General features: G+C 45.4%; 24 protein-coding genes, 1 tRNA gene, 2 other RNA genes and 3 pseudogenes. 9 read left to right on the forward strand and 21 right to left on the reverse strand.

Annotated elements, in window-relative coordinates:
• Both cheY and cheZ read left to right on the forward strand, forming a co-directional pair.
• The coding region (gene cheY, locus E6Q52_RS05000; protein ID WP_292819229.1) for a chemotaxis response regulator CheY at window positions 1-381 on the forward strand (381 nt) is incomplete at its 5' end.
• A 2-nt stretch (window positions 382-383) separates the two neighbouring features.
• Window positions 384-1,064, forward strand: coding sequence for a protein phosphatase CheZ (cheZ, locus tag E6Q52_RS05005; RefSeq protein WP_292819231.1), 681 nt, complete (start codon window positions 384-386; stop codon window positions 1,062-1,064).
• 47 nt (window positions 1,065-1,111) lie between these two features.
• Here cheZ and E6Q52_RS05010 read toward each other — a convergent pair whose 3' ends face one another.
• Complete coding sequence (locus E6Q52_RS05010) at window positions 1,112-1,492, reverse strand: DUF779 domain-containing protein (RefSeq protein ID WP_292819234.1); 381 nt, start codon at window positions 1,490-1,492, stop codon at window positions 1,112-1,114.
• A 110-nt stretch (window positions 1,493-1,602) separates the two neighbouring features.
• Window positions 1,603-3,123, reverse strand: a complete 1,521-nt coding sequence (locus tag E6Q52_RS05015; RefSeq protein WP_292819237.1) for an aldehyde dehydrogenase family protein — start codon at window positions 3,121-3,123, stop codon at window positions 1,603-1,605.
• Between the two features lie 322 nt (window positions 3,124-3,445).
• Here E6Q52_RS05015 and E6Q52_RS05020 point away from each other — a divergent pair.
• Window positions 3,446-3,535, forward strand: a tRNA-Ser gene (locus E6Q52_RS05020).
• Between the two features lie 56 nt (window positions 3,536-3,591).
• Here the strand turns inward: E6Q52_RS05020 and E6Q52_RS05025 are convergent.
• The 6 genes from E6Q52_RS05025 to cmk form a co-directional block, all read right to left on the reverse strand.
• Window positions 3,592-3,891, reverse strand: a complete 300-nt coding sequence (locus E6Q52_RS05025; protein WP_292819240.1) for a ComEA family DNA-binding protein — start codon at window positions 3,889-3,891, stop codon at window positions 3,592-3,594.
• A 109-nt stretch (window positions 3,892-4,000) separates the two neighbouring features.
• On the reverse strand, window positions 4,001-4,696 hold the full coding sequence (gene pyrF / locus E6Q52_RS05030; RefSeq protein WP_292819243.1) for an orotidine-5'-phosphate decarboxylase: 696 nt from the start codon (window positions 4,694-4,696) through the stop codon (window positions 4,001-4,003).
• A gap of 29 nt (window positions 4,697-4,725) precedes the next feature.
• A complete protein-coding gene (gene lapB, locus E6Q52_RS05035) occupies window positions 4,726-5,955 on the reverse strand; it encodes a lipopolysaccharide assembly protein LapB (protein ID WP_292819245.1) in 1,230 nt (409 codons plus the stop codon).
• Window positions 5,956-6,084: 129 nt separating this feature from the next.
• Window positions 6,085-6,372 carry an integration host factor subunit beta gene (locus E6Q52_RS05040; RefSeq protein WP_018985241.1) on the reverse strand — a complete coding sequence of 96 codons (288 nt, stop codon included), beginning with the start codon at window positions 6,370-6,372 and terminating at the stop codon, window positions 6,085-6,087.
• 14 nt (window positions 6,373-6,386) lie between these two features.
• A complete protein-coding gene (gene rpsA / locus E6Q52_RS05045) occupies window positions 6,387-7,883 on the reverse strand; it encodes a 30S ribosomal protein S1 (protein ID WP_189524798.1) in 1,497 nt (498 codons plus the stop codon).
• Window positions 7,884-8,061: 178 nt separating this feature from the next.
• Window positions 8,062-8,739, reverse strand: coding sequence for a (d)CMP kinase (gene cmk, locus E6Q52_RS05050; RefSeq protein WP_292819250.1), 678 nt, complete (start codon window positions 8,737-8,739; stop codon window positions 8,062-8,064).
• 91 nt (window positions 8,740-8,830) lie between these two features.
• Between cmk and E6Q52_RS05055 the strand changes: the two genes are divergently transcribed.
• Window positions 8,831-9,055, forward strand: coding sequence for a DUF2061 domain-containing protein (locus E6Q52_RS05055; protein ID WP_292819253.1), 225 nt, complete (start codon window positions 8,831-8,833; stop codon window positions 9,053-9,055).
• A 26-nt stretch (window positions 9,056-9,081) separates the two neighbouring features.
• Here E6Q52_RS05055 and aroA read toward each other — a convergent pair whose 3' ends face one another.
• Window positions 9,082-10,377, reverse strand: a complete 1,296-nt coding sequence (aroA, locus tag E6Q52_RS05060) for a 3-phosphoshikimate 1-carboxyvinyltransferase (protein WP_292819256.1) — start codon at window positions 10,375-10,377, stop codon at window positions 9,082-9,084.
• A 12-nt stretch (window positions 10,378-10,389) separates the two neighbouring features.
• Entirely contained in the window at window positions 10,390-11,259 is an 870-nt protein-coding gene (locus E6Q52_RS05065) for a prephenate dehydrogenase/arogenate dehydrogenase family protein (RefSeq protein WP_292819258.1), read from the reverse strand.
• A 72-nt stretch (window positions 11,260-11,331) separates the two neighbouring features.
• Between E6Q52_RS05065 and ssrA (E6Q52_RS05070) the strand changes: the two genes are divergently transcribed.
• Window positions 11,332-11,740, forward strand: a transfer-messenger RNA (tmRNA) gene (gene ssrA, locus E6Q52_RS05070).
• Here ssrA (E6Q52_RS05070) and E6Q52_RS13145 read toward each other — a convergent pair.
• The 11 genes and pseudogenes from E6Q52_RS13145 to E6Q52_RS05120 all read right to left on the reverse strand — a co-directional run.
• Window positions 11,698-11,835 (reverse strand): annotated as a pseudogene (locus E6Q52_RS13145) (hypothetical protein); the annotation flags it as partial. The gene ssrA (E6Q52_RS05070) and the pseudogene E6Q52_RS13145 sit on opposite strands and share 43 nt — an antisense overlap.
• Window positions 11,836-12,101: 266 nt before the next feature.
• Entirely contained in the window at window positions 12,102-12,638 is a 537-nt protein-coding gene (locus E6Q52_RS05075) for a hypothetical protein (RefSeq protein WP_292819262.1), read from the reverse strand.
• A 104-nt stretch (window positions 12,639-12,742) separates the two neighbouring features.
• A complete protein-coding gene (locus tag E6Q52_RS05080) occupies window positions 12,743-13,510 on the reverse strand; it encodes a metallophosphoesterase (RefSeq protein ID WP_292819264.1) in 768 nt (255 codons plus the stop codon).
• Window positions 13,511-13,512: 2 nt separating this feature from the next.
• Window positions 13,513-14,058, reverse strand: coding sequence for a 3'-5' exoribonuclease (locus tag E6Q52_RS05085; protein ID WP_292819266.1), 546 nt, complete (start codon window positions 14,056-14,058; stop codon window positions 13,513-13,515).
• Window positions 14,051-14,521 (reverse strand): hypothetical protein, encoded by a 471-nt coding sequence (locus tag E6Q52_RS05090; RefSeq protein ID WP_292819268.1) that lies wholly within the window; start codon window positions 14,519-14,521, stop codon window positions 14,051-14,053. The genes E6Q52_RS05085 and E6Q52_RS05090 overlap by 8 nt, the downstream gene beginning before the upstream one ends.
• 25 nt (window positions 14,522-14,546) lie before the next feature.
• On the reverse strand, window positions 14,547-14,987 hold the full coding sequence (locus E6Q52_RS05095; protein WP_292819270.1) for a hypothetical protein: 441 nt from the start codon (window positions 14,985-14,987) through the stop codon (window positions 14,547-14,549).
• Between the two features lie 158 nt (window positions 14,988-15,145).
• Window positions 15,146-15,544: a hypothetical protein gene (locus tag E6Q52_RS05100; RefSeq protein ID WP_292819273.1), complete on the reverse strand. Its 399-nt coding sequence runs from the start codon at window positions 15,542-15,544 to the stop codon at window positions 15,146-15,148.
• A complete protein-coding gene (locus tag E6Q52_RS05105; protein WP_292819276.1) occupies window positions 15,528-16,478 on the reverse strand; it encodes an AAA family ATPase in 951 nt (316 codons plus the stop codon). The genes E6Q52_RS05100 and E6Q52_RS05105 overlap by 17 nt, the downstream gene beginning before the upstream one ends.
• 89 nt (window positions 16,479-16,567) lie before the next feature.
• Window positions 16,568-17,023 carry a hypothetical protein gene (locus tag E6Q52_RS05110; protein WP_292819279.1) on the reverse strand — a complete coding sequence of 152 codons (456 nt, stop codon included), beginning with the start codon at window positions 17,021-17,023 and terminating at the stop codon, window positions 16,568-16,570.
• Between the two features lie 265 nt (window positions 17,024-17,288).
• The gene (locus tag E6Q52_RS05115; protein ID WP_292819282.1) at window positions 17,289-17,720 is read right to left on the reverse strand and encodes a hypothetical protein; all 432 of its coding nucleotides are present in this window, start codon (window positions 17,718-17,720) and stop codon (window positions 17,289-17,291) included.
• Between the two features lie 225 nt (window positions 17,721-17,945).
• Window positions 17,946-18,176: pseudogene (locus E6Q52_RS05120) on the reverse strand (transposase); the annotation flags it as partial.
• An 84-nt stretch (window positions 18,177-18,260) separates the two neighbouring features.
• On the opposite strand from E6Q52_RS05120, the gene E6Q52_RS05125 reads away from it, so the two are divergent.
• From E6Q52_RS05125 to E6Q52_RS05140, 4 genes and pseudogenes are all read left to right on the forward strand, one after another.
• Window positions 18,261-18,797 (forward strand): hypothetical protein, encoded by a 537-nt coding sequence (locus E6Q52_RS05125; RefSeq protein WP_292819285.1) that lies wholly within the window; start codon window positions 18,261-18,263, stop codon window positions 18,795-18,797.
• Between the two features lie 68 nt (window positions 18,798-18,865).
• Window positions 18,866-19,230, forward strand: a transfer-messenger RNA (tmRNA) gene (gene ssrA, locus E6Q52_RS05130).
• Window positions 19,231-19,378: 148 nt separating this feature from the next.
• Window positions 19,379-20,522: pseudogene (locus E6Q52_RS05135) on the forward strand (IS3 family transposase).
• Window positions 20,523-20,746: 224 nt separating this feature from the next.
• The gene (locus E6Q52_RS05140) at window positions 20,747-21,172 is read left to right on the forward strand and encodes a group 1 truncated hemoglobin (protein ID WP_292819288.1); all 426 of its coding nucleotides are present in this window, start codon (window positions 20,747-20,749) and stop codon (window positions 21,170-21,172) included.
• Window positions 21,173-21,175: the final 3 nt, after the last annotated feature.

Consider the following 21,175-nt stretch of genomic DNA (forward strand, 5'->3'; position numbering starts at 1 on the left):
AAATTTCTGGTAGTGGACGACTTTTCCACCATGCGTAGAATCGTACGTAACCTGCTCAAGGAGTTGGGTTATAACAATGTGGAAGAGGCCGAAGATGGCGCTGATGCATTGAATAAACTGCGTAATGGTGATTTTGAGTTTGTGGTATCTGACTGGAATATGCCGAACATGGATGGTTTAACCATGTTGCAGAATATCCGCGCAGACAACAAATTATCCAAGCTGCCAGTATTGATGGTCACGGCTGAGGCTAAGAAAGAAAACATCATCGCGGCAGCGCAAGCCAAAGCAAATGGTTATGTGGTGAAACCATTTACGGCAGCAACCCTAGAAGAGAAATTATCAAAAATCTTTGAAAAATTGGAAAAAGGCGAGGTGTAACCATGACCGAAGCTGTCAATCCGAATCAGGACAATATTGTGGTGGACATTGCTGCTACCATCATGCAGGACCTGAATGGAAATCAACAAGAAGAAATGATCAGCCGGATTGGTCACATGACACGCTCGCTGCATGACAGCTTGAGTGGGTTGGGCTATGACAAGGTGCTGGAGCAAGTCGCACAGGAAATTCCTGATGCGCGTGATCGCTTGAGCTATGTCGCTAAAATGACGGAACAGGCCGCTGAGCGGGTATTGAATGCGACAGACCAAGCCACACCGCTGCAGTCTGAATTGGCAGACCGCGCAGCAGCATTAAAGCAGCGTTGGGAAGAAGTGATGCAGCGTGCCTCGTTAAAGTCGGAATACGATGCTGTGGTGCAGGAAACCTTCGCTTACTTAGCCATGGCCAATGAACATACCACGACGACAAAGTCGCTATTGATGGACATCATGATGGCGCAGGACTTTCAGGACTTAACCGGGCAAGTGATTAAAAAGGTCACCACTCTGGCACAGGATCTTGAAAGACAACTGGTGCAAGTGCTGGTCGACTTTGCGCCACAGGTGAAAAAAGATGAGGACTCCTTGTTGAATGGGCCACAAATTGATCCGCACAACACGGTAGATGTGGTCGCCAACCAAGAACAAGTAGATGACCTGCTGGAAAGTCTGGGATTCTAATGTTGTGTGGTCGTCTCAAAAAAGGCATCCTTGGATGCCTTTTTTATTTATTGCAAGCCTATGCGTTGCTCTGGCTGCAACTGCGTCAATTCCTCATCAGAATATAGACGGCCACGCGTAATAAAGGCCATGCCACTCCCACCGTCTAAAGAAAAAGACCCGCTGGAGCCAGGCATGGCATCCAGGATGGTATGTGTGCTGTGCATAAAGCTAAAATGGCTGTCACTCATATAAAAAACGGCGCCGCCAGGCAATTCGCCCAGTTTGACATCCGCCGGGCTAGGTCGAAACTCAGCAGCGGGTAAACACATGGGGCCGCTCCCTTCGCAACAGCCACCAGACTGGAAGAAAACGATAGGGCCATGTTGTGCGGTTAATTGTTCAATCAATGCAACGGCCGCTGGTGTTGCTGATACCCGTTCAGTCATTTGTCTCACCCCTGTTAATGGTTGCCATACTGTCATTATAGATAAAAAAAGGAGCGAAAAATTCGCCCCTTTTTTCAAACTTGCATGCTTGTTTTGCTTGACCCTTTAAATTAGAAGAATCCTAATTTTTTCGGGCTGTAGCTGACCAGCATGTTTTTGGTTTGCTGGTAGTGATCCAGCATCATTTTGTGCGTTTCGCGGCCAATCCCTGACTCTTTGTAACCGCCAAAGGCAGCATGTGCCGGGTATGCGTGGTAACAGTTGGTCCAGACACGGCCTGCCTTGATGCCACGGCCCATACGGTAAGCGCGGCTGCCGTCACGGGTCCACACGCCAGAGCCCAAACCAAAGATCGTGTCGTTTGCAATGCTCAAGGCTTCTGCTTCATCTTTAAATGTGGTCACCGCCAACACTGGCCCAAAAATTTCTTCCTGGAAGATGCGCATTTTATTATGGCCTTTGAACAGCGTTGGCTTGATGTAATAGCCTTCTGCCAAATCTCCACCCAAAATGTTACGCTCACCGCCACAGAGTTGCTGAGCGCCTTCCTGGCGACCAATATCCATGTAAGACAGAATCTTGTTGACCTGGTCTTGAGAGGCCTGTGCACCAATCATGGTGTTAGGGTCCAGGGGGTTGCCTTGCTTGATCGCTGCGACGCGTGGCAACACACGCTCCATAAATTTGTCGTAAATGGATTCTTGAATCAAGGCGCGGGAAGGGCAGGTACAGACTTCACCCTGGTTAAAGGCAAACAATACCAGACCTTCAACGGCTTTGTCCAAAAAGTCATCATCAGCATCCATGATGTCTTCAAAGAAAACGTTAGGCGATTTACCGCCCAATTCTAGCGTGGCTGGAATCAGATTGCTGGCAGCGGCTTGCGCGATATAGCGTCCAGTGGCGGTAGATCCGGTAAAGGCGATTTTGGCGATACGCTTGCTGGTAGACAGTGGCGCGCCGACTTCACGGCCATATCCGTTGACGATGTTGATCACGCCTGGTGGCACCAGGTCTGCAATCACTTCCATTAAAATTAGTAAGCTGATAGGCGTAAACTCAGCCGGTTTCATCACTACCACGTTCCCTGCTGCAACTGCTGGTGCCAGTTTCCAGGCCGCCATTAAAATAGGGAAATTCCAAGGAATAATCTGGCCAACAACGCCCAGTGGTTCATGGAAGTGGTAAGCCACTGTATGTTCGTCCAACTCACTGATGCTGCCTTCTTGCGCACGCAAAGCACCCGCAAAATAACGGAAATGATCAGCGGCCAAAGGAATATCGGCATTCATCGTTTCGCGGATTGGTTTGCCGTTATCAACGGTTTCGGCAGTGGCTATCAGCTCAAGGTTTTGCTCGATGCGGTCTGCAATTTTCAACAACAAGTTTGAACGTTCAACGACCGAGGTTTTACCCCATTTGTCTGCCGCGGCATGCGCAGCATCCAAAGCCAGCTCGACGTCTTCAGCACTAGAACGCGACGCCTGTGTATATGGCTTCCCGGTAATGGGTGAAATCACATCAAAATACTCACCTTTAACCGGCGCTACCCATTTGCCACCGATAAAGTTGTCATACTTGGCTTTGTATGGGACTTTGACGCCCATGGCCTTAAGAAGATCCAAACTCATAGTTACTCCTGTATTTTTTCTATTAATGTTGTAGCAGAACTGCGCTCCAAACCGCTTACATCAAACCGCAATTAACTATCGCGATAAACATGGCTTAACACCTTATTTTACAAGGCTTTGGCCGCTGTTTGTGTGCTAAACATTAAACCTTCAGGCTGACAAAAGCAAGCCTTTTTAGATAACTTTTTGATGATTTATAAGAGTGCTAAGTGGTGTTATACAGTGCATTTTTAACACCAAATTTGACCAAAGCAGGCATCAAGAAATCGATTAAATTGTTTGGCGGCAACGAGTTTTATGGGCTATAATCGCGCCTTCTTTCGGAGAGATGGATGAGCGGTTTAAGTCACCACCCTGGAAAGGTGGCATAGGGGCAACTCTATCGAGGGTTCGAATCCCTCTCTCTCCGCCAAATATAAAAAGCACCCATTGGGTGCTTTTTTGTTTTTAAGGTTTAGGGCGATATTGCTATTTCTTTTTATCTGCTTTGATCGTTTCTGCAGGTGATAGCTTTTTACCGCTAATGCTGACATCTTTTTTCAGGTTGGCTAATGTAGCCTGACCAATGCCCGGTACCTGATCCAATTCATCCACAGATTTAAAGCCACCGCTTTTTTTGCGATATTCAATAATAGCCTGAGCTTTCGCCGGGCCAATGCCATTCAGGCTTTCTAATTCTGTTTGGCTGGCGGTATTGATATCGACAACGGCATACGCGGCTGGTAACAGCATGAAAAACAGTAAATAAGCGAGTAGTGTTTGCTTCATAGTTCCTCCGTATGATCAAAAAATAAAAACAGGCTTGAATGGCCTGTTTTTATTTTACTGACTCACCGTGAGTACAAAGACTCGCGCAGCTTAATAATGTTAATTTGTATTAAATATTTTTAATTATTGTGTTTAGTGCAACAAGTGGATCGGCGGCTTGTGTAATCGGACGGCCGATCACCAAGTAGTGTGCGCCCAGATTTAATGCCTCCTCTGGCGTGACGATTCTGGTTTGGTCGTCTTGGTTCGCGTCACGTGGACGGATACCGGGCGTTACCAAGCAAAAGCCTGCACCTAACGCCAGTTTAAGCATGCGTGCTTCTTGTGCTGAGCAGACAACGCCATTTAAACCGGCTTGCTGCGTCATGGTGGCCAGTGCTAACACGTGCTCATTGAGAGAGCGTTGAATGCCTAAGCTGTGCAAGGTGGCTTCATCCATGCTGGTTAATACGGTAACGGCAATAAGTAAAGGGGCCTGGTTGCCAAAGGCTTTGTCCAGCCCTTCGCGTGCTGCTTGCATCATGGGCAAACCGCCGCTGGCATGCACGTTGAGCATCCAGACACCGAGATTTGCTGCGGCCTTACAGGCTTTGGCAACGGTGTTAGGAATGTCGTGAAATTTCAAATCCAAAAAGACATCATAGTCGCGTTTGACCAGCGACTCGACAAAAGCTGGGCCTGCGGCTGTGAAGAGCTCTTTGCCGACTTTGAGTTTACACAGGGTTGGATCCAGGCGGTCAACGAGGGCAGTGGCCGACGTGGCATCTGCGTAGTCGAGGGCGACAATAATTTTGCTATCAGTCATAAGGAGTTAAATGCTCTGGGTTAATAAGGCTACTTACGTTTGAGTAGCTTGATATCTCTAATCGTGGCTTCAGTTGGTTCAGGCGGCAGTGATTCCCAGGCGTTACAGGCCGGGCATTGCCAGTGGTATTGCTTGGCGCGGAAACCACATTGATCACAATAGTAGGCGGCACGGTCACCAATGGCGTTGCGCACGGTCTGTTGCATCAGTTGCAGGTCATGTTGTTCGTCATCCAGCATGGCGCGCGCTTGCAAGAGCTGGTCCAGCGATTTCAGGCTGGGTTTACGTATCAACTCATTGCGTGCCAGTTTGGCGGCTTTGTCTGCACCTTCTGCTTGTAGCGTCGCTTCATAAAGCACGGACATCATGCTGCTGATTTGATAGGTTTCCAGGTATTGGTGTAATTGGCTCAAGCCTTCGCTTAAGCCTTTGCTGACTTTGTTGGATTCAGTATCGCTTTCACCATAAAGTAATGAGTAGCTCTTGAGCATTTTTTGCGCCACCAGCCCCAAGTGTTCCGGCGCCTGCATTTCAATGCGCTTCCAAAATGCGATGGCCTCTGTATGATGACCTTGTTGCGCGGCGATATCACCTAACAACACGTTAGCGCGCACACAGTTTTTATTGGCGTCCAGCGCTTGTTCCAGTTGTGTTTTGGCATGCGCCCAATCCTGGCGAATCATGGCATTGGCAGCCAGTTCGCAATAATATTGCGCGACCTCTTTGCGGTAAGAAATCCCAGAAGAGCGTTCTAACTCAATGGCAATCTCAATCGCGTCTGACCATTCGCGTTCTTTAACGTAGATTTCAAGCAAATGCCGTAACGCGGCTTGTTCATAGCGTGTATGACGCAAGGTTTTAAAAATCTCTTCAGCGCGGTCATACAAACCGGCTTTAAAGTAATCCTGTGCTAGCTCGACCTTGATTGAGGTGGATTGTTGCTCGGTCAGCTCGTAGTTTTCGAGCAAATTCATATGTAGGTGAATGGCGCGGTCGGTTTCACCGGTACGGCGGAACAGGCTGCCGAGCACAAAATGCAGTTCTAGCGAATCTTTGTTCAGGTAGAGCGCTTCGCTAAAGGCATCCACTGCTTTGTGGTACTGGTCTGCAATTAGCAGATTGAGGCCTTTAAAATAGGTGGCTGGCAGTGAGGTGGATTCAGCAATCAATTGCTTGATATCGACACGGGCTGCAATCCAGCCCAGTGTAAAAAACAGCGGCAGAATCAATAGCCACCAATATTCAAATTCAACCAGCATAGGGGGTCTCTTTTCAGGTCAGGCTTTATTTTACCCAAGCAGTTGGCGATGCGCTATGAATAGCGTTCATCGTAGGTAAAAAAAACGGTATCCGAAGATACCGTTTTTGCTTACTACTTAATCAAAAAATTAAGATTCGATAGCGTCCACGCGGTCACGCAGCTCTTTACCCGCTTTAAAGTGTGGCACGTATTTGGCCGGTACTTGTACTTTTGTACCAGTTTTCGGATTACGTCCCAAACGAGGCGGGCGGTAGTTGAGGCTAAAGCTGCCAAAACCGCGTATCTCGATACGCTCGCCCGTCGCCAGGTTTTCCGTCATCGCATCCAGGATGGTTTTGACGGATAACTCGGCATCTTTCAGCACTAATTGCGGAAAGCGCTGGGCAAGCAGGTCTATCAGTTCAGATCTTGTCATGATCTAAAGCCTTCTTATTTTTTGCTGTCCAGCTTGGCTTTCAACAAAGCACCCAAGTTGGTTGTGCCAGCAGAAGCTTCGTCGATCATCACGTCGTCAGCTTTTGCTTTCTTGGCTTTTGGTTTGCCAGATTTGTCGTCACCAATCGGAGCGCTGTTGCCGCTAGGATCTTCAGTCAACTGCTTAACGCCCAGAGAGATACGCTCTTTCTCAACGTCAATGCCCAAGATAACAGCTTGCAGCTCGTCACCTTTTTTGAAGTTGCGGATCGCTTCTTCGCCAGACTGAGTCCATGACAGGTCAGACAAGTGTACCAAACCATCGATGCCACCTGGCAAGCCAATGAATACGCCAAAGTCAGTGATAGACTTGATTTGACCAGCGACTTTGTCACCTTTAGCGTGCGTTGCAGCGAAATCATCCCATGGGTTTGGTTTGCACTGTTTCATGCCCAAGGACAGACGACGACGGTCTTCGTCGATTTCCAGAATCATCACTTCAACTTCGTCGCCCAATTGAGCGATTTTGCCTGGGTGAATGTTCTTGTTAGTCCAGTCCATTTCAGACACGTGTACCAAACCTTCAATGCCTGGTTCTACTTCAACAAACGCGCCGTAGTCAGTCAGGTTAGATACTTTACCGAACAGGCGTGTGCCTACTGGGTAACGGCGGCTCAATGCCACCCATGGGTCGTCGCCCAACTGTTTGATGCCCAGAGAAACACGGTTTTTCTCTTGGTCGAACTTCAGGATCTTGGCTTCAACTTCTTCACCAACGGTCAGCACTTCTGATGGGTGCTTCACACGGCGCCATGCCAAATCAGTGATGTGCAACAGACCATCGATACCGCCCAGATCCACGAACGCGCCGTAGTCAGTGATGTTTTTAACGATACCTTTGATCACAGCACCTTCGGTCAGGCTGCCCAACAGTGCTTCACGGTCGGCACCCAGGGTGTCTTCCATCACTGCGCGGCGTGAAACCACGATGTTGTTACGCTTACGATCCAGTTTGATGACTTTGAAGTCCCACTCTTTGTTTTCGTAAGGTGTGGTGTCTTTAACAGGACGAATATCTACCAGTGAACCTGGCAGGAATGCCATGATGCCGCTGACAGAAACGCGCAGACCGCCTTTAACACGGCTGCTTACAAAACCTTTGACCACGCGGCCTTCGTTCATGGCTTCTTCCAGATCCAGCCATGCTTGCATTTTCTTCGCTTTTTCGCGAGAAAGTTGTGTAGAACCAAAACCGTCTTCCAGTTTTTCAATCGCTACTTTAACGAAGTCGCCAACGGCAACTTCCAGCTCGCCTTGCGCATTTTTAAATTCGCTAGCGTTGATCACGCTTTCGGATTTCAGGCCAGCGTTCACGATGACGAAATCATTGTCTACAGACACTACTTCGGCGGTGATTACTTCACCTGCGCGCATTTCCTGGCGGGCCAGGCTTTCTTCGAAGAGGGCTGCAAAAGATTCCATGGAGGAGGATGTATTAGAAATAGAAGCCATTAAAAAATTGTCCAATTTTTACTCGCATGAATGACAGACATCGTTCAGCGAGCCATTGCTGCACGGATGCGCAACACAATGGAAAAGGTTAAAAAATATTGCTCAAGCATGACTTGAGCAATCCGAATCCAAAACTATACACAAAAAAATTAGTGAGTTCAATGACTTATGCAGTTTTTTACGCTGATTGGCCCGCTTTTTTAAAGGCTTCGATAATGATGTTCACGGCTTGTTCGATATTCTTGTCGGTGGTATCCAGCAAAATGGCATCAGGGAGTTGTTTTAATGGTGCCGCAGCACGCTGGCTGTCACGCAGGTCACGTTGTTTCAAATCTGCCAGTATCAAGGCGTAATCGGTCGTTTCACCACGGTTAATTAATTGGTCATAGCGGCGTTTGGCGCGGGTTTCTACTGCGGCGGTCAAAAAGATTTTCAAACCAGCATCCGGGAAAATCACCGAGCCAATGTCGCGCCCGTCGCCCACCAGTCCAGGCGCTTGCCTGAAGTTGCGTTGTGTTTGTAGCAAGGCGGTGCGCACTTCGGGGTGCACGGCTACTTCAGAGGCGCCTTTACCCATTTGCTCGGTGCGAATATGGGCACTGACTTGTTCGCCATTCAGATAAGCCTCACCGTGCTCAAATGTGATGGCCATTTTGGCCGCAATGTCTGCCAGTTTGCTGGCGTCTGACCAGGCAACCTGCTGTTGATAGGCAGCATAAGCCAGCAGCCGGTAAAGCGCACCAGAGTCCAGATAGTGGAAGCCAAACTTTTTGGCGACGCGTTCTGCGACGCTGCCTTTGCCGGAAGCAGAAGGGCCGTCAATGGCGATGACGGGTGGGAGAGAGGTGTTTGTCATAAGATTTATTTATCAAATACTTTAAAACAATGAATTGGATTTTGGTTTTGAGCTTTTGTAACATGGAGCCATCTTATGCAAGGAGCTCACCATGATTAAAACCGCCTCATTCGCCATGCTGCATTTTAGCGTCGCTTTTACCGTTGCCTACCTGTTAACGGGCAGCATGCTGGTCGGTGGCCTGATGGCGCTGGTCGAGCCTGCCTGCAACACGGTTGTGTTTTACTTTCACGAGCGCGCCTGGCAGCGCCACCAGCATGCGCATGCCGCAATACCTGCCGAGCCGGACGAACATGAGTGGGCATACGCGGCCTGATTAGATAGCATTAAACAGCCAAAACGCTAACGCGCAATATTGGCAAAGACCTTAAAGTAGTCCGGAAAGGTTTTACCCACACATTTGGGGTCATTAATGGTAATTGGCACACCAGCTAGGCTCAGCAGCGAAAAACACATGGCCATGCGATGATCATCATAGGTGTCTATGACCGCATTGGGCGTGAGTCGGGCTGGCGGTGTGATTTGAATGTAATCTGCCCCCTCAACCACAGTGGCACCCACTTTACGTAGCTCGGTTGCCATGGCGGCAATACGGTCGGTTTCTTTGACGCGCCAACTGGCAATATTGCGTAAAGTGGTGGTGCGCGCTTGGTCCGTGTCACCTTGGGCAAACATCGCCATCACGCCTAAGGTCATGGCAGCATCCGGAATATGGTTGCAGTCGAGATCAATTGCTTTTAATGACAGGATTTTTTCGGCGCGCACATGGTTGTCACCATAGCTGATGCGGCCGCCCATCAAGTTTGCGGCTTCTGCAAAGCGGATATCGCCCTGGATGCTGTGTTCACCCACGCCATTGACGGTGACATCTCCGGCCAAAATACCTGCGGCAATAAAATAAGAGGCACTGGAAGCATCGCCTTCAACATATATTTCACCCGGCGATTGATAGCGCGCCGTTGGAACATGAAAACGCGCCCAGCCATCACGTTGCACGGTGATGCCAAAGCGTTGCATCAGGTTGAGCGTGATCTCGATATAGGGTTTTGAAATCAGCTCGCCGACGACTTCAATCGTCGCGGCCTGACCGGTTAACGGCAGTGCCATCAGTAATGCTGTTAAAAACTGGCTAGAGACATCACCACGGATCTGAATGGCGTGGTTGACATCGAGTTTGGCCGGTGAGATTTGCAGAGGAGGGTAGCCCTCGTTGGCAAGGTAGGCCACCTGGGCACCTGCTTGCTTTAATGCATCGACTAAGTCGCCGATTGGGCGCTCATGCATACGCGCAATGCCGTGTAAGTGATAGTCACCACCAGAAAAAGCCAATGCCGCCGTGAGTGGCCTGAACGCCGTACCGGCGTTGCCTAAAAACAAATCTACCTGCTTGTTTGGAAAGTTGCCGCCACAGCCTGTGACTTGCCAGGCGTTTTCGCCGATGTTTTCTAGTTTGACGCCTAGGGCCGTTAAGGCCTCTAGCATTCTTGCGGTGTCATCTGAGGCGAGCAAGTCTCGAATGACTGTGACGCCATCAGACAATGCTGCCAACAACAGCGTGCGATTAGAGATACTTTTTGAGCCTGGCAGGGTGATCGCGCCTAGCGCCTCGTGTGCAGCGGGTAAATGCAGTTGTTCCATAGCAGTGTGTAATTATTGAATTTTAGACTTGGCCCACTCGTTACGGGCGCGGCTGGCGTGCTTAAACAGCGCGTGTAGTGCCTGACCATCCTCTTGTTCAAGCAAGCTGGTCATCTCGCTCAGGGCTTGTTGGTAACTGTTGAGCTCACTTAACAGTGCATTTTTGTTTGCTAAGGCGATGTCCCGCCACATTTCAGGGTGGCTGCCGGCGATGCGCGTAAAGTCACGAAAACCGCTGGCAGCAAATTTGAACAAGAGTTCTGCGTTATTGCGCTTGGCCAAGTCCTCTACCAGGGCAAACGCCAATAAATGCGGCAGATGACTCACGGCGGCAAACACACTGTCGTGTTCCTGCGCGTGCATGGTGGAAACGATGGCGCCACAATGCTGCCAAAGCGCTTTCACTTTCTCGACTGCTCGTGGTTGCGTTGCGGTGTCAGGAGTCAAAATCACATTTTTACCGAGATACAAATTGGCCATGGCAGCGGCTGGCCCACTTTTTTCAGCGCCTGCAATAGGGTGGCCACCAATAAATTGGCTGACTTTGTCACCGAGCTCAGCCTTTGCATAAGCCATGACGTCTGATTTTGTACTGCCCGCATCTGTAATAATGGTGCTCTCATTTAAGTGGGGGTAAATCGCACGCAAAATCACAGGCGTTTGTGCCACTGGCGTCGCAATCAAGACCAGGTCTGCGCATTGTAACGCTTTAGCTACGTCTGTTTCTGCTGCATCAATCAAACCCAGCTGCAAGGCTTCTTGTAAACTCTGGTCAGAGCGGCCTACGCCGGTGATTTGTGGTGCGTTGGGCTGTTTTTTCAGCGCCAGTGCCACTGAGCCCCCAATTAAACCTACCCCGAAAATCACAATTTTTTTAAACATAGCTGAATTGTACCATGTCATACAAATGCGCTTGAAATTTGGCTCGCCAGCTTTTCATGCGTATATTGCATTGGGGTTGACCCGGATTCGACGTGGGTTGCTAAGCAGTGCAGGGCATACCGAGGATTCAGGTTCCCTCGTAAATCCATCTGAACAAATATAGTTGCAAACGACGAAACTTTCGCTTTAGCCACTTAATCCCGGCTGAACGCCGCATCGAAGCGCTTCTCGGTCGGGCTGGGTAACCGGCAGCAGCGTCACCTAGAGAAGATCTTTGCTTGTGATCTTACGTGCTTTACGTAGACTTGGGCGAGTAAGGCCATTTTCTTGGCGAATCTTTTCCAAGTAAGGCCCTGCCGACTCTGGCACCTCAACAGTAAACTTTAGACCAAGCTCACTAATAAGCTTAATGACTCGACCTATCTGCGCTGTTTCTTTGCCGTACTCAACATCACCAACGAAAACAGGACCAACTCCAGCCATGCCGGCTAAGTCATCTAGCCGGATCTTGTGAGCCTTTCGTGTTGCGCGAATTACCTCGCCCAATTCTGCCATTGTGTTGATTTGGATTTTCATTACATCTCACAAAATATACTCGAACCAATATATTTTATTATGAATCCAACATAAAACACATGAATATATTTGATCGGATATATTTTAAAGTCGTGACATTCTAGGTTGTACTGATAAACCGGTATGAAAGAAAAAAGCCAGCTCCGCTCCGAGCTGGCTTGCAAGTGCTATAGGGTTTACTTAATGCGACGAAGTGACATCAGACCCCATCCAAGCAACTGGATTTTATATTGCAAATAGCAAAGTGATAGGTTAAATGTACTGAGCTATCCAATAATCGTTAGTCGCATCACTTTGGCATTATCAAGTGCATGATCTCGTCGTAACTTCTGTTCATCAAAGATATCCTCTGCTCTCCTGTAGTATATCAATAACTGCATAGGGCTAGCCATGGGTATGCAGTGTGTTATTCCAGGGAGTACATTTTCTGGCCAAAGATGTTCATTAAATATTCGATTCAAAAAATGCAACTTAAAGTCTGGACGCTCTGAACGCAACGCAATAGGTCCATCAAACTGCTTGAACCATGTACTAAGATGCTCTCTGATTTGTTCAAACGTCATCCGGGCATAGATGGCACTGTAATCTAATTCTACTGATAGCTCAGATGCATCTAGCAATGGAAGAACTTCTTCAATGACGTATTGGCAACAATCGGATTGTGTGTAACCTTCAGTCAGTTCCGCGTAAAAAGTTTTGGTGCCCGTTTCGTCAACTAATCCAATGCTAATTAGCTGAATGTCATTGAGATTAGATTTAAAAGCAGTGTATTCAGTATCTAGATAAATAATAATCGTACGCATATAAAAGCCTTATTAGAGAGACATTCGGATATGCCATTAAAGGACCGTGCAAGGTTGTGATGACTTATGGCCTAGCGAAGCCATACCTAAATCTTTTGGGTCGCTTAGTAGCATCTTTCATCTTCGAGTCTGATAATAAAGTTTGGATTGAAATCCTCATTTTCATTTCTTCCCAAAACATATCCCCTGGGATTACAGATCACTCTTGTTTGATTGAGTACATAATCAAAACTGTCATGAGTGTGTCCATGTATCCAAAGCGTACTAGCGCCAAAAAAATCCTCCAGTCTCGATGCGAAGCAAGGTGCCAGTGGGACATTTTGGAATCTTGGAGCAACAGAGTGCCAGCTGGGGCAGTGGTGCGTGACAACAACAGTCTGCCCATTGTATGGCTGCTCAAAGATCTTATCCTTGAGCCAGGCCTTGGACTCATGATGTAACGCTTCCGAGTCTTCAGCAGTGAACCTTGAATTGTTCTGCATGATTAATCGAAAGTCATTGAGTCTGTTATTGGCCTCTCGTAAAGAATCTTGGTATTTCGACTCCCCAAACAGCTGAAAGTCTGTCCAAAGGGTGCAGCCAAGAAAGCGAACACCATCAATGATGACTTCATCGTTTTCCAGGAAATCCACACCATACTGTTCAGCAGATGACCTCAAATCACCGAGAACCTTTAACCGATCGCGCTTATAGAACTCATGATTGCCAGCGATATAAACAATTCGACTATCTGGCCAAGTATTTCTTGCCCATGGAATAGCTTGAGCCCCTGTCCAGATGTCTCCGGCCAGCACAACCACGTCCACCTTATCTAATGAAGGATAAAAGGGAGCAAACTCCAAGTGTAAGTCACTTAAAACTAATATTTTCAAGATTAGCTCCCTAATGTAGCAATACGCATTACCTTTGCATCATCTAATGCATGATGACGCCGGTATTCTCGACTTAAATAAGCTTTATCAGCGATGATGTTATATTTGAGACGTTCATCCCATTGGATTGGAACGCAATTTTGCGGTTGTCTCAAAAGATATCCCGGCCAATATTGCTCATCAAACAAATTTTGTACAAACGGCCAATCGAAATTAGGCGCATCCGAAAAACATAAAACAGGCTCAGCGATGTGCTCAATCCATTTTCTTAGATGCTCGCTGCATTCTGCAAATGTCATTTTTGCGTAGACCGCGTTGTAGTTCACTTGAGCCGGCAGATTGGGCGCGTTAAGTAATGGCAACACAGCCTCTCGCACAAAGTCACTGCACTCTTCAATGCTGTAGTGGTCAGTGACCTCGGCATAAAAAGTCTTGTCGCCCTCGTTATTGATTAAACCAATACTGATTAATTTTGGCTCATGATTGGGCCTAAATGGTTGCGTGAATTCAGTATCTAAAAAGATTGTTTTGAAATTGGAGTTATTCATGGAAAACAAAACTGGGAACGCCGTAGTTGCTTCCTAGCCCCTCTAGATGTAAGCGATTACAAAAATTCATTAAAAGAAAAGTGTCTGGTGCGACGAATTCATTAATTAAATAGTGAGATCCTGATTGAGTCAGTATCACTTGGTTATCCCTGTCATATCCAATCACCGGTGAGGTATGTACTGCACTTGATAAGGAGCTTCCCACCCGGCGGCCAATCAGAAAGTACGTACATTTATTGAAAACTGGATAATTTCTTTTATAGATGAAGCCACCTGCAATTTTGCCTTTGAGATTGCAAATAATTAATGGCATCTGAAGCGTTAGCATGTCCTCAGGTGAGGCCAACTCAAGGCGTAAAAAGTCTCTATTAAATCTAATGATGTCATCAAGATTCTTGGGGATGTGCTCACCAAAATCCTCATGCAACTTCCTTAACAAACTGTCATAGCTAGGCTGACTCATCTAGATCAATCTCAAACACAAGCACTCAATAGAAAATTGAAGTAACTCCCAAATAGTTACCAATTCCATCTCGGTGAAATATGTAGCAAATATGGAGTAGTAAATTAAAGTCTGGTGCGCCAGTCTCGAAGCTCTCAACCACGTAATGTGATCCGGAAGCGGTCAAAGCCACATTGTTAACGTTATCGTATGCAACAACTTCTGAGGTGTGGAAGGCCACCAGATCGCTGTTGAATCCAACAAGACAAAAATATTCAGCATTCTTGCTTGGAACAATGCGTTTATAGACAAATGCCTGAGTAAGAACACCCCTCAAATTTGTAATAGGAATGTCCGCATGCATTTTGGCTAAATCCTCTGCGCTCGCGTATTCCAATTGCATGAAGTGTCGATTCTGAGTGATGATGTCATCGAGCTCTTTGGGCAATAAAGCTTCGAGGGTGTCGTTTAAATTATCTTTTTCCATAAATTTCTCCTTTTATATTCATCTATCTAAATAGATGATTTGCGGATTCATATACAACCCTCAAAGAAACTAAGACTCCTTTGAGGTTGGTAATTACAAGGGATCTTTCCAATGCTTTGAATTAGCTCATTAAAACTATTTGTAATCATGCCCATTTCCTAATAACGATCCAGCCACGTGCCTGTAATTTTCAACTTGGCTGAATTTGCATTGCACTCTTTGCAGAATTTGTTTGAGGTATCAAATTTCATAGCTCCGCAATGAGCACAGGTTCTCATCGACTCATGTTTGGCGATAAGAATTTCTTTGTAGATATAACGAGCTCTTGTTGTCTTGCCCATATCAACTTCGATGTCCATGAATTCATGGTCTTCGGACACGAGACAAACCAACACTGGGTATCGACCGACTTTGGAAATAAATCTCTCGAAAATAGGTGCCCATCCCTGCCTGAAACTACAGTTAGAGGCTGCCACAAGAACCTTCATGTGCTCAGTGAGATCCTTAGCATAGTTACTCGCATTAAACTTCTTTTCTGATTTAGTCGAATCCGACACGTTGTTCTCCTTTCGTGGCTTTTGGGAGATCGGATGCAATCAAATCTGCACGATTATTGAATACAGCACTTGTGATGGCTTCATCCAGAGCTAAGCGAACCTCTCTTGGTGAGAGTGCGTCCAGAAACGGCTTGAGCTCCATATTTAACTCAGGAGAAATCAACTCTTTAAAATCGGAGCTTTCATAGAGCATTTTGTAGACACTGTCGATCACTCCAATCATTTCCAAGGGGGTAGGCTGTTTGATATCAAACCTTTTAAACCTCGAGAGAATGGGGGCGTGAATCCTGATTTCTTCATTGGCAGTTGCAATCCAATTCACATTGCTAACATCAAGATCTAGAGGTACAGCTTCATCTCTAAATTTTTGAGCAGAGTGTGGTTCGAGCAGAGAGTAAAAGGGAGTGATGGGGTTATATCGATTGCCTCCACTGGCTTTATCCAATTCATCAATCAGGATAAATGGATTGGCAACTTCAGACTCAGCAATAGAATTGATGATGAATCCTGGTCGACCCTCTCCCCATTGGGTATCTGAACCGGAAATAGCAAAATTTGCAGTAGCAGTGGCTAATGAAATTTCAAAATATGGGAGGTCGAGCAACTTTGCTAACACACTGGCAAAATATGTTTTACCTTGTCCAGGGTCGCCAATGAGCAATACTGGCTGCACATGAAATGGACGATTGAGCTTTTTTGCGACGAACACCTGTCGCTCGAAATAGCTAATAACTTCCTTGAACTGAGGAAAAGCGACCTTTAGAAGCTCAAAATCAATTTCAGTAGCGATAGATTTAAGTGGACGCTCTGGATTCCAGAGATTAGTTAGAAGCTTATGAAACCTTGATTGAAATTCGGAACTCTTCCGTTCCAATGAATTAACAAACGCTACAAGCCTATCCTTGTCCACAAGGTTGATTGTTCTTTCTGACATGACAACTCCAAGCGGTTGCTATGAAAAGCAACCGATTAATTAATTTTGGGTTTTTGGAGTTTGTGAGATTATTTTGACCAGCTCACGTTTTAATGTGATCTTTCCTGAACAGGGTGTAACAGATATGGTTCAAAAACTAATACCTCGCTCGGTAACTCGGTTTCTGAAAGATCATATGTAATCAGCTTTCCATTTTTTAATTTAAGCCTGTAGATGGCCGTAACATCACCATCAGATTCAATTTCTGATTTTTCAATTCCGCTTAGTTCATGAACCTCTAGTTCGCCGCTGTCGGAAAGGGTTCCAGGAATAACGCACCACAAGGACTTGAATGAGCACTCATCCTGAAGACTCTTTAATGCATCCGCATTGGAAACCAATACTATGGAGTTATCTCGATGATTTTTAGACTCAATGATTTCGGATACGAACCATGGCCTGGTGTTAGTAAAAATACTGAAAGCAGAGTAAACCTCAGCGTTTGTTGGCCCAACCTCACAGTCCAACAAATTTGATAAGAACATATTATTTTCAATGAAATCCATTTAGTTTCCCCCGTTGATCAATGCAGCGATTGTGACCCATGGGACACTCATTTTCCAGAAAAAACATTTCACCAAAATTTGGAATATTTTTTGGTTAGCAAGATTGTTTGGGAAGTTTAATAAGGAAATTGAAGTATTGCGAGACGGCTGCAAGCGGGAGTAAGTTATATGTAAATTAGATGATTAGGCAATATAACAAACCCCCTTAGCTCTTCAGAATTGACGAACGTATCGGTGAAAATCATTCAATATTGATGTTGCCAATTCAATGATTTCTTCTTCTTGCGGCTATAGTAAATAGAGCTCTACGAGAGGGCGCATTGATAAAGAGTTTATCTTGGTCCAACTCTGCTAATGACAAGATCAAGTTAATCATATCCATGTCGCGTTGATTCATACTTTCTAACCTGTTGAAGAAATTATGAGCCAACCGAAATTTAGATTCGGACATTTTTAGTGACAAGATGATTTTATGATTTGAATATTTGATCGCTTCATTCAAAGTATCAGTCTCTGCATCATTCAGCTTATAGCCTGAGATAATTTGGACTTTAAATTTATCCCATTGCACATTTCTTGCGCCATTTTCAATACCACTTAAATATCCCTGAAGAACATCAAGTAAGTAAGCTGCTTTTTTTTGTTGGAAACGCCTTAACTTTCTAAAGGTGAGAATTAGTGTTGCTGCTGGAGTCATGTGTGGATAGAAAAATAAATTTTATTTAGTCTACTACAGCACCTTTAGAAATGGAATAACCTATTGATTACATTGAATAATTTAACTATATCATATTAGATTTTAGGGACATAATTCAATATTTAAGAGTTGAGTAATGATGAAATAGGTGCATCGCTTGAATTTATTAAACGCTATTCAACTATTGCGGATACAAAGAAAAAAGACTTAAGTTTTTACCTTAAGTCTGAGGGTCTTGCGGCTTTTACTGTTGCGGGTATTGCCAGTCGCATTCTTCACTGACTCATGCTTGTCATGACCAAGATGTTCAGCCATCTCTGCTTCAAGCGCTCGCTCAACCAAGGCTTAGTCTAATTGCTTGAGCAGGCCATTCTCGCCAATTAAATCTTCTGGCTTTTTATAATTCGCCAACAATCCATCTATCAGATCGTTGGGGAGGGCTTTTGATACGGTCATTTCTACTCCAAAAGTACTTTCGCAGTTTCCTGCAAAATGACCGTTTACACAAAATTATTTATACCCTCATCTATATTGCAGTCTATGTCCATTCAAAAAATGGTGTTTGTTAATTTAATAGAATTAATAGCTTATATATCTCATCAGACTACGATTTATCGTACTTCTCTTAAAAGGAATCAAAATTATTATAAATTGTTAATGAATTATTGGTTATCGTTACCTTTTGAATGCAAATTTACCAAAATCGAAAATCTTGACAATGATATGCTCAAGGCCGTTTCAATCAATCTTCAGTTGGAAAACAGCAATTTAAAAAATCAGGTTTCTCTACTCAATAAATCACTTTCTACTAAATTATCATCTAATTTCGAGGTTGCTAAATCCGAAGATAGGTTAATTCAAAATGAGAATTGGTATATAGCCTACACGGACACTGCTAGAGTATTAAAAAGTGTAATCGACAGAATTAATCAGCTTGGAGAAATTTTGATAATTGACCCTAATTTGGGGCAAATTATAGACTTGTCCGCTTCTCCAAATAACAATGTAGTTGCGAAGGGCAATATTCTGAAACCATTCATCACCTATTTGCATAAATTAGATAAACAGGAACAATAGGATCAAAAATGTTATAATTGAATCATAAGTAATATAGTTGCAATTGCAAATACGTAACTTATGCCTCTGGGGGTGACTTGGATTCGACAGAGGTTGCGAAGCAGTGCAGGGCATACCGAGGATTCAGGTTACCTCGTAAATCCATCTGAACAAGTATAGTCGCAAACGACGAAACTTACGCTTTAGCCGCTTAATACCGGCTGAACGCTGCACCGAAGAGCTTCTCGGTCGGGCCAGGTAACTGGCAGCAGCGTCATTAAGAGAAGATCGTGGTGTGTTGGGTTACTTAATACATCATTAAATCTAAGGTGACTCGCTTTACTCTTGCTTGCTCGTTGGTGAGTGTACGGTTAAATTAAACAACTCAGCTAAGTATGTAGAACTGTCTGTAGAGTGCTTTTGGACGCGGGTTCGAAACCCGCCACCTCCACCAAATCAAACCCAACTGAATATTCAGTTGGGTTTTTTATTTTCTACCGTGAGAACCCTCTGAAACAATCAAAATAACCGAATTTTAAATGTGGACTACCCACGCTTTGATAGACACCGTTATAGTTTAATTAAACTGAACGGAGTAGATAATGGCAAGGGAACGATTTGCAGAAGAGTTTAAGGCTGAGGCAGTACGCCAAGTGGTTGAACGTGGTTTTTCAGTTACTGATGTAGCGAACAGACTTGGAGTATCCGCACAAAGCCTTTATAAATGGGTCAGAGCCTCGGAGCCATCGGACGAAGAGAAGCACAAGGCCGAGCTGATTGAAGTCAAGCGTGAGAATCTTCGCTTGCGCGCAGAGTTGGCCAGAGCCCAGGAAGAGCGAGATATTTTAAAAAAGGCCGCCGCGTACTTTGCAAGACAGCCAGAGTAAAGTACGCCTTTATTGAGGCTGCTAGCGATGAATACAAGATCCGCCCAATGTGTCACCTGCTAGGTGTTCATCCTAGTGGGTTTTATGCATGGCGCCATAAACCGGAATCCAATCGAAGTATAGAGGACAGGCGTCTACTTGGTTTAATCAAAGAGTCTTTTGAAGCTAGCCAGGGGATTTACGGTAGCAGGCGAGTATTTTGCGATCTGAGAGAGGTCGGGGAGTCTTGTGGTGTGCATCGTGTCGCAAGGATCATGCGAGCGAATGGCATCGCAGCACTACGTGGATACAGAAAGCACCGCTTTAAATATCACAAGCCAGCGAAAGCAGCACCAAACCGATTATCGCAGCAGTTCTATATGCACTCACCTGATGAGGCTTGGGTGACAGACATTACCTATATCCGGACTCTACAGGGCTGGCTCTATTTGGCTGTGGTGTTAGACCTGTTCTCTCGCAAGGTGATTGGTTGGTCAATGAAATCAACATTGGTTAAGGAAATCGTGTTGGATGCGATTTTAATGGCGGTATGGCGCCGTAAACCAACTAAGCCCGTCATTGTTCATTCTGACCAAGGGTCACAATATAGCAGTGACGAATGGAAGCGATTTTGCGAGCAACATCAACTTCAGGCAAGCATGAGTCGTAGAGGTAACTGCTACGACAATGCAGTGGCTGAGTCTTTTTTAGCAGCTTAAAAAAGGAAAGAATCCGCAATCATGTGTATCATTCGAGAGATAAAGCACGCGCTGATATTTTTGATTATATTGAGGTGTTTTATAACAGGGCCAGACGACACTCACACCTAAATGGCATGAGCCCTGAAGCGTTTGAAGAGGTCTGGCGCAAACAAGGCTAGGTGTCTACGAAACCGTGGATAGTCCAAATCGGCTGAACAGTGTCTACAAAGTTAGTGGCGATTCATCAGGAGCTCTAAGTTCCAAATATACAATCTGAATATTATTTGAGTTTAAAATAATTAATTCGATAATTAAGATTGCATACCAGCTCTTTTTTCTTCAATTTCTGGTGGCTTCTATGAATTAGTATTGAGGTAGAAAAATAATTTAGAGGTGCTAATCAATGCGACATTTTCTTGTAACAGGGCTGATTTTAATGTGCGTTGGATGTGCGAATGTACAACAATCACCTGAAGCCTCTCTGTATCAACGTATTGGCGGCAAGCCTATGCTCACACGTCTATCGAATCAGACTCTGGATATTGTGAGTAAAGATCCCAGAACAAGCCATTCATTCGAGGGTGTCAAAATGTCAACGCTCAAGCAAAGCCTTGCAGATTTTCTGTGTGTTAAAACAGGCGGGGATTGCATTTACGAGGGTGAGACCATGAAAAATGCACACAAAGAGTCTCAGATTAGCATGGCTGAATACGAAATTATGGTGGATGTACTACGTCAACGAATGGATCAAAATGGTGTGGGTACAAGCGAAAAGAACCAGTTATTAAAAATTTTGGCGCCCATGAAGCGTGACGTCGTCACAAGGTAAATA

Source organism: Methylophilus sp., from assembly GCF_008015755.1.
In the GTDB taxonomy this organism is placed as follows: domain Bacteria; phylum Pseudomonadota; class Gammaproteobacteria; order Burkholderiales; family Methylophilaceae; genus Methylophilus.

Bases quoted from the DNA above. Each gene is read 5' to 3' on its own strand.
- pyrF (WP_292819243.1), bottom strand. From the start codon at position 4,696: ATGACTGATAGCAAAATTATTGTCGCCCTCGACTACGCAGATGCCACG.
- E6Q52_RS05140 (WP_292819288.1), top strand. From the start codon at position 20,747: ATGCGACATTTTCTTGTAACAGGGCTGATTTTAATGTGCGTTGGATGT.
- E6Q52_RS05115 (WP_292819282.1), bottom strand. From the start codon at position 17,720: ATGACTCCAGCAGCAACACTAATTCTCACCTTTAGAAAGTTAAGGCGT.
- rpsA (WP_189524798.1), bottom strand. From the start codon at position 7,883: ATGGCTTCTATTTCTAATACATCCTCCTCCATGGAATCTTTTGCAGCC.
- E6Q52_RS05025 (WP_292819240.1), bottom strand. From the start codon at position 3,891: ATGAAGCAAACACTACTCGCTTATTTACTGTTTTTCATGCTGTTACCA.
- lapB (WP_292819245.1), bottom strand. From the start codon at position 5,955: ATGCTGGTTGAATTTGAATATTGGTGGCTATTGATTCTGCCGCTGTTT.
- cheZ (WP_292819231.1), top strand. From the start codon at position 384: ATGACCGAAGCTGTCAATCCGAATCAGGACAATATTGTGGTGGACATT.
- E6Q52_RS05090 (WP_292819268.1), bottom strand. From the start codon at position 14,521: ATGAGTCAGCCTAGCTATGACAGTTTGTTAAGGAAGTTGCATGAGGAT.
- E6Q52_RS05085 (WP_292819266.1), bottom strand. From the start codon at position 14,058: ATGAATAACTCCAATTTCAAAACAATCTTTTTAGATACTGAATTCACG.
- cmk (WP_292819250.1), bottom strand. From the start codon at position 8,739: ATGACAAACACCTCTCTCCCACCCGTCATCGCCATTGACGGCCCTTCT.
- E6Q52_RS05040 (WP_018985241.1), bottom strand. From the start codon at position 6,372: ATGACAAGATCTGAACTGATAGACCTGCTTGCCCAGCGCTTTCCGCAA.
- E6Q52_RS05015 (WP_292819237.1), bottom strand. From the start codon at position 3,123: ATGAGTTTGGATCTTCTTAAGGCCATGGGCGTCAAAGTCCCATACAAA.
- E6Q52_RS05055 (WP_292819253.1), top strand. From the start codon at position 8,831: ATGATTAAAACCGCCTCATTCGCCATGCTGCATTTTAGCGTCGCTTTT.
- E6Q52_RS05105 (WP_292819276.1), bottom strand. From the start codon at position 16,478: ATGTCAGAAAGAACAATCAACCTTGTGGACAAGGATAGGCTTGTAGCG.
- E6Q52_RS05125 (WP_292819285.1), top strand. From the start codon at position 18,261: ATGTCCATTCAAAAAATGGTGTTTGTTAATTTAATAGAATTAATAGCT.
- aroA (WP_292819256.1), bottom strand. From the start codon at position 10,377: ATGGAACAACTGCATTTACCCGCTGCACACGAGGCGCTAGGCGCGATC.
- E6Q52_RS05095 (WP_292819270.1), bottom strand. From the start codon at position 14,987: ATGGAAAAAGATAATTTAAACGACACCCTCGAAGCTTTATTGCCCAAA.
- E6Q52_RS05075 (WP_292819262.1), bottom strand. From the start codon at position 12,638: ATGCGTACGATTATTATTTATCTAGATACTGAATACACTGCTTTTAAA.
- E6Q52_RS05110 (WP_292819279.1), bottom strand. From the start codon at position 17,023: ATGGATTTCATTGAAAATAATATGTTCTTATCAAATTTGTTGGACTGT.
- E6Q52_RS05010 (WP_292819234.1), bottom strand. From the start codon at position 1,492: ATGACTGAACGGGTATCAGCAACACCAGCGGCCGTTGCATTGATTGAA.
- E6Q52_RS05065 (WP_292819258.1), bottom strand. From the start codon at position 11,259: ATGTTTAAAAAAATTGTGATTTTCGGGGTAGGTTTAATTGGGGGCTCA.